Here is a 10,935-nt window from a genome sequence, read left to right as displayed (position 1 = left end):
AACGGCAATTGCCGTTTTTGGATAAAATAAAGTATCAAATAAGGGATTTATAGGAATATTATGAATTTTTATGTAAATTCTTTACCTTATTCCGGTATTGGGTAGGTGTCATACCTGTAACCGCCTGAAACTGGTTATAGAAAGTAGTTGTAGAATTAAATCCCAATTCGGCCGAAACAGCCTTCAGGGGCGTTGAATTTTCCGGGTCTGACAATATCCGTACAGCTTCCTGTATACGGAATCCATTGACAAACTGAGTAAATGTCTGTGACGTATGCTCATTAATGATCTGTGAAAGATAAGTCCGGTTTGTCCCTAACATCTCAGCCACCTTCTCTTTAGTCAACAAGTTATCGGAATAAATCTTGTCTTCAGCCAAAAGTTTCTCAAGGCGTTGGAACAAGTCCATTTTCCTCTCGTCACTAAGGGAAGAAGCCGCATACTTTTCCGACTGAAAATTTGACACAGTACAGGAATCAAGCTTTTCTTTCTGCTTGCTGATAATTAAACGTAACTGATTCTCACGCCCGATTGCGTCCTGATTCTGTCGTACAATAGCCAGGTACAACTTATTTTTCCGGTAATACAGATAATACAATAATGATGCTATGATAATGAAACAAATCAACCCGATGACAAGCAAATTCATCTTGTTTTCCTTTTTCAGAAGTTCCATCCGGCTGTTACGGATTTCATTCTCCTGTTTGTCCATATCATATTTTACCCGTACCTCCATCGAGGCGCGTTCACGTTCGGCATTATAAAGACTGTCGGTCTCCCTATTATATATCTTATGGTATTTCAAGGCCTCCGACAACACCCCCCTCCTTTCATAACATTCGGAAAGCTCTTTCAGCAGATCACTCCGGAATACCACCATTGCATTCTCGTAAGAAATTTGAAGCCCCTTTTCCAAAAGAGTGACGGCCCGATCGTATTTATGCTGCTTCATAAGAATTCGGGCATATCCCAAATAAGCACCCATTACCGACGTTATATTATTGGCTTCACCCGGTTTCAACGATTTCTTAAAATAAGCGATAGCCTGTTCATCCTTTCCCATATCCGCATAAATGGCCCCATAGACATTATAAATATTTGCTTTGTCATAAAAATCATTCCGAACCATGATTTCTTCAGCCTCTCCGGCAGATTTCAAGGCCATCTGATAATTCTTGCCTAACGAATACATATAGGCCATAGTTATAGAACCGGTATACAACAAATAAATATCATTCCATTTCCGGCCCAAATCACGGCATTCTATCGCATACTTCAGCCCAGTAATATCATTCTTCAGGTAATAGACTCCCGCTATATTGTTCAGCAGAATAGAATAAAGCCTGTCATACGACAAACGTCTGGCTATATCTATCCCCTTGAAAAAATAGTCAAGAGAACGGTAGTAATCATTTTGAATATTCAGCGCATACAGCCCTAATCCATTATATACAGAACAGAGAGCCGAATCATTTTTTGTTTCTACTCCCATCAGTTCGGCATGACTCAAATTCCGAAATGCTTCCTTTATATTACCGGTCATAGTATAAGCCTGCCCAAGACAAATTTCAGCATAAACCCTGTATCTGTCATTACCAGCCGACGAAGATGCAGTCAATAACTTACCGGCATACAAAATAGCCTTATTATAATCACTCTTTTTCAGATAATAGAAACAGACATCATGTAAAGCAGGTAAATTATCAGGATTATGTCGCAACTGCTCCAATTGTCCACTGACAGATTCCATATTACCGTCATTCTTGGCCCAACCCGACCAAGGAATTATAAACAACACCACAAGACATATCCAGAAATTACCTTTTAACATCATTATTTACTCCTTATTTTTTAGTGTTGAGGCTGCAATTTCACAATTTCCCCCAATTCAGGAATCAGCACTTTCTTATTTCTCAATTTTGCTTCCCTTGCAAACACATGCGGCGGGTCGAACAAAGGTTCATCTGAAAGGTCGAAAGTACCGTAATGCATAGGGATAGTCAGAAAAGCGTTCATATCCGAAGAAGCAGTCAAGGCATCATAAGGAGATATATGGTTCGGTTTCATGAACCAGCGGGGCTTATAAGCCCCTATCCCGATCATACAATAGTCAATATGAGGAAACATTTCCGGCAATTCAGAAAAATGATGTGCATAACCGGTATCACCACTGTTATAAATGGTAATGCCATCAGCCTGAATCATGAATGCTCCCCATAAACGTTCCCCCCCATCACTCACTCCCCGTTTACTCCAATGCTGTGCAGGAAGAAAAGTCAGACGAAAATCTCCTTCACTATGCTGCTGGTACCATGCAGCCTCTATGACGGTCAGTGAAGGGAACCAGCTCTGTATCAGTTCACCTGTACCGATACCGCAAAACAGTTTCATCTGCGGATTTTCCTTTACCAGCAAAGATACGCTAGGCTTGTCGAGATGATCAAAATGGTCATGACTGATCAGCAGATAATCGATATTCTTGAAAATGGAAGGATTGGCCGGGCACTGGCTACGGCGTTTTACAAACGGAATACTGCCAAAAACCGGATCTATCATCATACGCTTTCCTCCCAACTGGATAAAAAAGGAATTATGCCCCAACCAAATCAATGAATTTCCAACGACACCTTCCAATGAGCGTAAAAAATGGACTTTCGGATTCCACTTCACCATACGTTTCTCTTTTCTTTGGGGATTAGGTGAGAATCTCCATTTCAAGACGCTCCCCATACCGGGCCTCCAACGATGCTGACGGTTAAAAAATTTTCCATTAGCCGTAGGATTACCACGCCATCGCGGATTAACCGTACGCAACTGCTCGTTCTTTCTGAATGTAATACGCTCGCCCATAACATACAAATTTTAATAAAAGGCTCATCTATAAAAGAGAATGACGAAGAACCGTCCTGATACACATGATGATTCCTCGCCTATACCATATTCCTCCGCAGTATCCGCAACCGGGCAGAGTAAACTATTCCGTTATGTTTATTTTTCCAGCAGATCCTTTAGAAAAGCATCAAGCTCTTCATCAAGTCCTTTCAACAATTCATCATTAAGTAACATTGTCTCTTCTTCATCCACAAGCAACAGCTCGGCAATAGTCTCTTTATCTTCATCAACCAACACAAACGAGTACGGTTTCATTAGACAAAGACTATCCAATATACCCTCAGTCTTTAAACCCGTTACTGCGGTACGAAGCAACGTTTCCACCTCTTGATAAAAGTCATCTCCCTCATAATCAATCCATTCATCTATAATAGTCCTGGCAAGTTCATGATCGTCATCATCATAAACAAGAAGTTCGCCACTATCCTGTTTAGGTAGCAAATGAATATCGGTTATTACAGAATTTTCACCACCGACCTTATAACGGCTGACAGCTTCCCGTAAAGTGGAAGCTATAGAAGAATGTGATTGTTCACTTAGATTCATCATGCTTTCATTATTTTAACTACTTCAAATGTACAAAAAAAATCATTCGTACAAGAAATATTGCTAGAATTTGTTACCGAAACGTCCCATTTGCATATTAAGATAAGGGGTCTCTTTCAATCTCTCCATCAACTTTACCTTATAAATCTGTATTACCCTAGCCTCATCGGACCCTTCGGAAGCACTTGATTCCGCACTATCCAGCCATTTTTGGGCATCCTCCAGATTACCCAGCATCTCATATGCCAAAGCAATGTTACATGCTGTACGTGCCTTTATCTTCTTCGATTTGGAATGATCATACAATGATTGCCAGATGTCCAATGCATTTTTCCAGTCATTTTCACGGACATATACACCGGCATCACGCATCTCCACACCACCTCCATCAAAATAAAGGCGTTCGGTAGAAACCCAATAAGGAACCAACTGCCTGGACAACATAGATGCTGCAGCCGACGCTACCGCCTGACGGATATCATTGTCACTCAACAGGCCATTAAGATCCAATTGCAGACTGTCCGTTTTAGTTATTATCTGTACAGGACGTTCCTTGTTTGCAATATACAGGCTCAACACCGGAGCCATTTTTACATTCAAGACAGGCCATGCAACCGGCATATCCGGGTATAACAATTCCACTCTTTTTGTCTGGATAAAAACCCTGTCCAACGAAAACAACATATCAGCATCAAGATCTTGCAAAAGTTCGTTAACTGTATTCATATCAAGCTGATATCTTACTTCACTGGAATCAGAAGCATATAAGGCTGAGTCACAAATCATCACCTGACGGAAATATCGCGTGTCGGCCAACGACGAAGCCAAACTTTCGGCCGAAAGTTTCCCGTCACCATCTAAATCCCCAATGGTAACAACTCCCTGTCTGGCCTGAGGGACCGGAGGCATATTATTTACCACAGCAATATTTCTCACCTGAGGAGGAAAACTGACCTGTGCAGGCTTCAACTCATCATACGAGATTACTTTCACCGAACTGCAGGACACAAAGACTGCACCAATCAACAAAACTAGAAATTTATATGCTTTCATGATTTTCATTTATTTATCTATCTCCTACCGAAACAAAGATACAGAAAATTATCACATGAAATATAGAACATGGGATTCTCCAGGTTAAAAAACAAAAAAACACTTGTACGTCAAACATACAAGTGTTTTTTAGGTCCAAACTGCCTAACGGTCATTAATTATTTATATTACGACCGTGACAGTTCTTATATTTCAATCCACTGCCACATGGACAAGGATCATTACGGCCTACAGTCTTTTCGGCACGATAAGGTTCCTGTTTAGCCTCACGGGTATCACGCCCAGCTGCAGCTTCCTGAGCAGGATCGTCCAAATCCTGTTTCTCCTCCTTATACTGCTGACGGGGACGTTGAGGTTCGGGAGCAGCCTCTTTCACCTGCTCCGGTTCCTGTACTGGAATCTGTCCACGCATCAATACAGAAATCGTATTGTTGTTTATCTTGTTGACCATTGCGTCAAACAGGTTTACAGACTCCAGTTTGAAGATCAACAACGGATCCTTCTGTTCATAGCTTGCATTCTGTACGGAATGTTTCAGTTCATCCAACTCGCGCAAGTTTTCTTTCCACGCATCATCAATGGTATGGAGTAGAATTGCCTTCTCGAAAGCCTTCACGATTTCCTTTGACTCGCTTTCATAAGCCGCTTTCAAATTCACGGCAATGTTATACATACGTTTCCCGTCTGTAATAGGAATCATGATATTCTCATACATCCGTCCCTGAGCCTCATAAACCTGCTTGATTACCGGATTTGCAATCTGAGCCATCCGTTCTGTCTTACGCTTGAATGCAGCCATTGCTTCTTGGAATGTCTTTTCGGCCAGACCATCCTTGTTCTTATTGTCGAAATCTTCTTCAGAGAACGGAGCTTCCATAGCCAAAGTCTGCAAAATTTCCATCTTGCAATCCTCATAGGTAGGTTGGTCTAAGGCATTGGCACAACGGTCCCAAATCATGTCAGCAATATCCATTCCGATACGTTCACCCATCAATGCGTGACGGCGCTTCGTATAGATTACGGTACGTTGCTTATTCATAACGTCATCATATTCCAACAAACGTTTACGGATACCGAAGTTATTTTCTTCAACCTTCTTCTGAGCACGTTCAATTGACTTGGAAATCATACTATGCTCAATCATCTCACCTTCCTTGAATCCCAGCTTATCCATATAATGGGCAATACGGTCGGAAGCAAACAGACGCATCAGGTCATCTTCCAGAGAAACAAAGAATACAGAAGAACCTGGGTCACCCTGACGTCCGGCACGACCACGCAACTGACGGTCGACACGGCGTGATTCATGACGTTCGGTACCGATAATCGCCAAACCACCGGCAGCCTTAACCTCATCGCTCAACTTAATATCGGTACCACGACCTGCCATATTTGTAGCAATGGTTACCGTACTGCTCTGTCCTGCCTTGGCCACAATTTCAGCTTCCTTCTGATGCAACTTGGCGTTCAACACATTATGTGGAATCTTACGCATGGTAAGCATCTTACTCAACATTTCTGAAATTTCGACGGAAGTCGTTCCGACAAGAACCGGACGTCCGGCAGCAACCATCTTTTCAATTTCTTCAATTACCGCCTTATATTTTTCACGTTTGGTCTTGTAAACACGGTCGTTCATATCAATTCTGGCTATCGGACGGTTGGTAGGAATAACCACTACATCCAACTTATATATATCCCAGAACTCACCGGCTTCGGTTTCGGCTGTACCGGTCATACCCGACAACTTGTGATACATACGGAAATAGTTCTGCAATGTAATCGTAGCAAAAGTCTGAGTAGCGGCCTGTACTTCAACCCCTTCCTTGGCCTCGACAGCCTGATGCAAACCATCACTCCAACGACGTCCATCCATAATACGGCCCGTCTGCTCATCAACAATCTTGACCTGACCGTCCATCACGACATAATCCGTATCCTTTTCGAACATCGTATAAGCTTTCAACAACTGATTGATGGTATGCACACGTTCCGACTTAATGGCATAATTGGTCATCAACTCATCCTTTTTGGCCAGTTTCGCTTCATCACTCAAACTCTTGTCGTTTTCCAATTCAGACATCTGGGCAGCGATATCGGGCAGAACAAACAATGTAGGATCATCCGATTTACCGGTAATCAAATCGATACCCTTGTCTGTCAGATCCACGCTCTTCAGTTTTTCATCAATAACGAAATACAACGGTTCTACAGCTTCCGGCATACGTTTGTTATTCTGCTCCATATAAATTTCTTCCGTCTTCAACATACCAGCCTTGATACCCGGTTCACTCAAGAACTTGATCAGCGGCTTGTTTTTCGGAAGAGCCTTATGACTACGGAACAAAGCAAGGAATCCGGCCTCTACATCTTCTTTTTTATCGGATGCAATCAGACGTTTTGCATCAGCCAGATACTGGGTAGCCAACTTACGCTGGGCTTCAACCAGACGTTCAACCAACGGGCGCAGCACTTCAAACAACTGGTCTTCTCCTTTAGGTACCGGACCAGAAATAATCAACGGAGTACGCGCATCATCAATCAATACAGAATCGACCTCATCGACAATCGCATAATTATGTTTGCGCTGTACCAGATCTTTCGGACTGGTAGCCATATTGTCACGCAGATAATCGAAACCGAATTCATTGTTAGTACCGAATGTAATATCGGCCATATATGCTTTACGGCGGGCTACAGAGTTCGGCTGGTGTTTATCTATACAATCAACGCTCAAGCCATGGAACTGATATAACGGTCCCATCCACTCGGAGTCACGTTTAGCCAGATAGTCATTAACCGTCACCACATGTACACCGTTACCGGTCAAAGCATTCAGGAATACCGGAAGAGTAGCTACAAGTGTCTTACCTTCACCGGTTGCCATTTCAGCAATTTTCCCCTGATGCAAGACAACACCACCGAACAGCTGGACGTCGTAATGAATCATATTCCAAGTTACTTCATTACCGCCTGCCATCCAATGATTTTTCCAATATGCCTTGTCTCCGTCAATACGGACAAAATCCTTTCCTTGAGCAGCCAGTTCACGGTCCATATCGGTAGCAGTCACCTCTATTTCTTCATTTTCCGTCCAGCGGCGAGCCGTGTCCTTTACTATAGCAAATGCAGTGGGAAGCACCTCATTCAGTGCTTTTTCATACTTATCGAGAACTTCTTTTTCAAGCTTGTCAATCTGGCTGAAAATCGGCTCACGCTTTTCTATATCAACGGCTTCGATGCCGGCTTTCAATTCCTCGATCTTCTTGTTTTCTTCTGCGGCCGAATCTTTGATATATTTCTTCAATTCTTCAGTCTTGGCGCGCAGTTCGTCATTACTCAATTTGGCAATTTCAGGATAGACTTCCTTCACCTTATTTACCCACGGCTGAATTTCTTTCATATCGCGGGTAGCCTTGTTCCCGAAAAGTTTGCTGATAAATTCGTTAAATCCCATTGTATATTGTTGTTTTTATTATTTCAAAATTATATTTTCAGAAAATTTGTGCACAAAGATAACCAATTTGCTGATTATCTTCGGTATATTATTATATTATTTTATTTACAGATATTGCTCAAAGGAGCCGAAGAAGCAGCGTTAGGAGCACGGATACGCATGAAATGAGCCACTGTAGGCGCAATGGCTGTCACCTTCACCGGGGTATAAAGAATCTCTGGTTTGACATTATTGCCTATAAAGAAAAGTGGGGCCGAAGCATAGATATCACGTACTACATACGAATTATTGGAATATTCATCCACGAACGACCACCCAGGCATGACTTCCACATAAATATCGCCTGAACAATTGATGTTATATCCATTCCTGATCCGGTCAATCTTAGGAGTCCACGCTCCCAACATCAAGCGTTGGGAAGTATATGCCTCACGCACGCCGCTCATCTGCACAATAAAATCGGACGAACGGTTAAGTACCTCTGTCAGATTAAGTTTTTTCTCCTCAATCAATTTATGGTTCAGGTATATTTCGCGGTTATAATAAGTCTCCACATAGTTACCTTGACCATATATAGCCATCAAATACATGTTCAGCAAAGCTCCACAACGTTTGATATGGAACTCTCCCCCCGGTATTCTGTAAGTATCCGGATCCTTTGGATCTGGATCGGTATATCCGGTAGAGGTAATAAAGAACAAAGTATTGCTCAACCCAACCTTACGGTCTATCAGATCCAGCAGATCGCCTATACTGTTATCCAGACGGACATACATATCCTGTATCTCCATCGCATATTCCGAATTAGACCGATGAGCATAGTTTCCGGCATAATAAGAAATTGTCAACAGGTCAGGGACATTGTCCTTACCGATCTGAGTAGCTGTAAGGCAGGCATTGACCAGACGGTTAACTTCATCATTAGCATACGGACTTGTCTTGAACCTACGGTATTTTTCTGCACGCTCGTCGGCAAAATCATGTGTAAAGGTCAATTGCTTTGCATCCGAAGTCACATATTTATAAGATGTAACAGGCAGATAGGGTCCCCACGAAAGGTTATCAATCCTGAAATCCAGTCCCTCCTTATCATTGTAAGTCGCCACCCATTCAGGAAAAGCACCGTAATAAGTCGTGCCACTCCATTTTCCTGTTTCATCATTCAGCCAGAACGCCCCCTTCGAAGAATGTCCGGCAGCCAGAACCGCCATTTCACGGGTCGGAGCAATGGAATAGACTTCAGCCGCTCCTCCGGTAGCCACCATCAGTTCATCCGACAGAGTCGACGCCTGCAGATACTTCGGAGAAGTACTTTCAGATGAATATACCCCCATATAAGCCGGATCGTCTACACTCTTTATCAGACACAATGTAGAACGGTCCATCCAACGGTTGCCCGTTATTCCATTATAGTAAGGTGTTGTTCCGGTATAGATGGAAGCAACAGCCGAAGAACGGTCCACATTCACAAAGTCATACTCTGCATTATAATATACACGTCCTTCCTTCATCAGACGCTTGAAACCACGCTCACCATACAATGCAGAAAAAGCTTCTATATAATCACTGCGCAACTGGTCGATAGTCAACCCCACAACCAGTTTCGGAACAGGGGAAGCCGCCTGAGCCTGAAGACCAGTTATCACTACAGCTGTAAGTAAAAAAGATGTCAGTATGCGTCCTTTCATTTCCTTTTATTCCAAACTAATACATAGCTTACTGAATTCACCAGCAAACCGAGTGCCAAAGGTAATACTGATAAATTAATTTTTTGGCCACAAACCGGCACTATCACCATAAAAAGTGTTAAATACACGACATTTATCCGATGATAAGGGTCTTTTTTACCCCTTAAACTAAAATAAATCATAAAAGGAATATAGAAAAGAGGTACCGGATTCAAAAACATCAGTAGCCAGTTGGATGATACCGTAGGATGGACAGAGAAGAAAAAAAGGAAAGCAATGATACACCCCGCCACTCCCTGAACAACATTCAGGAACACACTCCATCCCCAGTATATCTTACGGTTCCGCCATTGCAACCAGCCTATCAGCACACACAAAAAGAGAAAACATGCCGCACACAAAAACGGAGACATAAAGAAACCTGGCTCCGCAGGTTCTGCCTCGGCCTCTACAATTTTTGTCTCTTGCAGAACCAACGGACGTTTCTCACCGTTTTTATCTATAATATAAGCATCCGATGCATAACGGAACATATAAAACGGAGCAAACATCTGCAGTCTTTTACCTATTTCCTCATCAGCTTGCCTACCCAGACACAAATCAATACCCAACTCATCCCAATCGGAACCGGCCGTAAACTCATGGACTATTTTACGGAATGAAAGTCCGGCTATCGAATCAGGATATACTACACTACCTTCAATAGCCTCTTCAATCCGGTCACGCGCACGGGTAGTACAATTGTCATAAAAATAATTATAGCGGTAAGTCCGGTTTTCGGGCCGGTAATTCTCCTCCAGCAAAGCCAGCAGACGCAGCTTTTCCTCCTGAGTCAAATTCAGTACTTGCTGATAAACCGAAGATCCACGGAAAGCATATTCCGCTTCAAAATAATTATAGGGAGTAATACCCAGCTGATAATCGGTCTGTCCGGATATGAACCGCATTACAAAATGAGGAGTCCTGAAACTGAACATCCCATAATTGAATACAATGTCCGTATGTTGCGTATAGTTTTCATAACGGATTGCCGTATGTCCGAACAATGCGTATATTTCCTGTCCTGGCGCACACGTCAACAGACTGAAACGGATACTGTCCTGCCTCTGTGCGCATACAGAGAGTGTAAGAATTGTAAACAGACCCAGAAAAAAATATTTTAAGCTTCTCATACAAATCCAATTTTTCATACGGAAAGAAAGATAGTTACAAACACAGAGTTACACCCCAGCAACCTTCATCCGTCCAAATTCAGTTTTTCAGCACAAAAGTACACCTATAATCGATAACTTCTAAATA

General features: G+C 42.5%; 7 protein-coding genes. All 7 read right to left on the bottom strand.

Features of this window, described 5'->3' with window-relative positions; genetic code table 11:
• Positions 1-58: 58 nt before the first annotated feature.
• On the bottom strand, positions 59-1,834 hold the full coding sequence (locus BQ7489_RS04165) for a helix-turn-helix domain-containing protein (RefSeq protein WP_072530059.1): 1,776 nt from the start codon (positions 1,832-1,834) through the stop codon (positions 59-61).
• Positions 1,835-1,851: 17 nt separating this feature from the next.
• Positions 1,852-2,850: an MBL fold metallo-hydrolase gene (locus BQ7489_RS04160; protein WP_072530058.1), complete on the bottom strand. Its 999-nt coding sequence runs from the start codon at positions 2,848-2,850 to the stop codon at positions 1,852-1,854.
• Positions 2,851-2,988: 138 nt separating this feature from the next.
• On the bottom strand, positions 2,989-3,438 hold the full coding sequence (locus BQ7489_RS04155) for a hypothetical protein (RefSeq protein ID WP_072532016.1): 450 nt from the start codon (positions 3,436-3,438) through the stop codon (positions 2,989-2,991).
• 63 nt (positions 3,439-3,501) lie between these two features.
• The gene (locus tag BQ7489_RS04150) at positions 3,502-4,491 is read right to left on the bottom strand and encodes a DUF6340 family protein (protein ID WP_072532015.1); all 990 of its coding nucleotides are present in this window, start codon (positions 4,489-4,491) and stop codon (positions 3,502-3,504) included.
• 154 nt (positions 4,492-4,645) lie between these two features.
• Positions 4,646-7,948: a preprotein translocase subunit SecA gene (secA, locus tag BQ7489_RS04145; protein ID WP_072530057.1), complete on the bottom strand. Its 3,303-nt coding sequence runs from the start codon at positions 7,946-7,948 to the stop codon at positions 4,646-4,648.
• 101 nt (positions 7,949-8,049) lie between these two features.
• Positions 8,050-9,636 (bottom strand): alkaline phosphatase family protein, encoded by a 1,587-nt coding sequence (locus BQ7489_RS04140; protein ID WP_072530056.1) that lies wholly within the window; start codon positions 9,634-9,636, stop codon positions 8,050-8,052.
• Positions 9,633-10,808, bottom strand: coding sequence for a lipoprotein N-acyltransferase Lnb (lnb, locus tag BQ7489_RS04135; RefSeq protein ID WP_113745234.1), 1,176 nt, complete (start codon positions 10,806-10,808; stop codon positions 9,633-9,635). Before lnb ends, BQ7489_RS04140 begins: the two co-directional genes overlap by 4 nt.
• Positions 10,809-10,935: the final 127 nt, after the last annotated feature.

It is taken from the genome of Bacteroides ilei (assembly GCF_900128495.1).
Classification (GTDB): domain Bacteria; phylum Bacteroidota; class Bacteroidia; order Bacteroidales; family Bacteroidaceae; genus Phocaeicola; species Phocaeicola ilei.
This window is presented reverse-complemented; position numbering and strand designations above follow the sequence as displayed.

Coding starts and splice junctions, on each gene's coding strand:
- BQ7489_RS04165 (WP_072530059.1), bottom strand. CDS start 1,834: ATGATGTTAAAAGGTAATTTCTGGATATGTCTTGTGGTGTTGTTTATA.
- BQ7489_RS04160 (WP_072530058.1), bottom strand. CDS start 2,850: ATGGGCGAGCGTATTACATTCAGAAAGAACGAGCAGTTGCGTACGGTT.
- BQ7489_RS04155 (WP_072532016.1), bottom strand. CDS start 3,438: ATGAATCTAAGTGAACAATCACATTCTTCTATAGCTTCCACTTTACGG.
- BQ7489_RS04150 (WP_072532015.1), bottom strand. CDS start 4,491: ATGAAAGCATATAAATTTCTAGTTTTGTTGATTGGTGCAGTCTTTGTG.
- secA (WP_072530057.1), bottom strand. CDS start 7,948: ATGGGATTTAACGAATTTATCAGCAAACTTTTCGGGAACAAGGCTACC.
- BQ7489_RS04140 (WP_072530056.1), bottom strand. CDS start 9,636: ATGAAAGGACGCATACTGACATCTTTTTTACTTACAGCTGTAGTGATA.
- lnb (WP_113745234.1), bottom strand. CDS start 10,808: ATGAGAAGCTTAAAATATTTTTTTCTGGGTCTGTTTACAATTCTTACA.